This is a genomic window from Streptomyces sp. FH025, from assembly GCF_017427025.1.
Classification (GTDB): Bacteria; Actinomycetota; Actinomycetes; order Streptomycetales; family Streptomycetaceae; genus Kitasatospora.
This window is the reverse complement of record NZ_JAFLNG010001163.1, coordinates 1-1,321: the sequence shown is the minus strand read 5'-3', so window position 1 is coordinate 1,321 and position 1,321 is coordinate 1. Positions and strand designations below refer to the sequence as shown.

The 1,321-nt window shown below is 67.2% G+C and carries 1 protein-coding gene; it reads left to right on the top strand.

The annotated features are described in order from the left end of the window. The coding region (locus J0670_RS38150) for an ABC transporter substrate-binding protein (protein ID WP_207817354.1) at positions 1 to 1,268 on the top strand (1,268 nt) is incomplete at its 5' end. Positions 1,269 to 1,321 lie beyond the last annotated feature (53 nt).

The following is a 1,321-nucleotide window of genomic DNA, read 5'->3' as shown; positions in this document are numbered from 1 at the left end:
TGACGACGACGGCCTTCACCGCCGCGGCCCTCACCGGCTGCGGACTCGGATCCGGCGAGACCAAGAACAGCGACAGCGTGGCGAGTGCGGCCGCCACCGGCGAGGTCAAGGGCAAGGTCTCGCTCCAGACCTGGGCGCTCAAGCCGAAGTTCACCGACTACATGCAGGGCGTGATCGACGGCTTCAAGAAGAAGTACCCCGGCGTCGAGGTCGAATGGCTCGACCAGCCCGGCGAGGGCTACTCCGACAAGGTGCTCAGCCAGGCCGCCTCCGGCACCCTGCCCGACGTGGTCAACCTCCCGCCGGACTTCGCCTACCCGCTCACCCGCAAGGACGTCCTGCTGGACGTCGCCAAGGCCGACCCCAAGCTCTCCGACGAGTACGTGGCCGGCGGCGTGGAGGCCTACCGCTACAACGGCTACCAGGGCACCTTCGGCTACCCCTGGTACCTCAACACCGATGTGAACTACTGGAGTTCGGAGCTCCTGACGAAGAACGGGCTGGACCCGAAGAAGCCCCCGACCTCCCTGGACGAACTGATCGCCCAGGCCCGGACGATGAAGGAGAAGTCCGGCGGCCAGGCCTACCTGATGAGCCGCAAGCCGGGCCTCGGCGACCTCTACAACATCGGCGTGAAGATCATGGCCGATGACGGCAAGTCCTTCACCTTCAACACTCCCGAGGCCGCCGCGCTGCTCGACAAGTACCGCGACGCCTTCAAGGAGGGCCTGATGCCGAACGGGGTCCTCACCGACACCTACGCCGGCAACTCCAAGCTCTTCAGCTCGGGCACGGCGGCCTGGACCACCGGAGGCGGCAACTTCATCACCAGCCTCGCCACCGACAACCCGACCCTCGCCCCGAAGGTCGTCGCCTCCCCCGCGATGGACACCCCGCCGCTGTACGTCCAGGGCCTGTCCATCCCGAAGAACACCAAGAACCCGGCCGCCGCGGTCGCCCTGGCCCGCTGGGTCACCAGCCCCGAGAACCAGGCCGCCTTCGCCCACCTGACCAGCGTGTTCCCGTCCACCAAGGCCTCCGCGGACGACCCGTTCTTCAGCAAGAGCGACGGCACCAACGCGGGCGACGCCAAGGTGATCGCCTTCACCTCGCTCGCCAAGGCCAAGCTGATCCAGCCGGTCGAGGTGGACGACGCGATGGGCACCATCGTCAAGCAGCAGTTCGCGCTGGCCATCAGCGGCCAGACCAGCTCCAAGCAGGCGCTGGACACGGCCGTCGAGCAGTGCGACAAGCTGCTCAAGGGCTGACCCCACCGCACCACGCCCGTACCTGCGAAGTACGCACGAAGTACGGCGAAGTA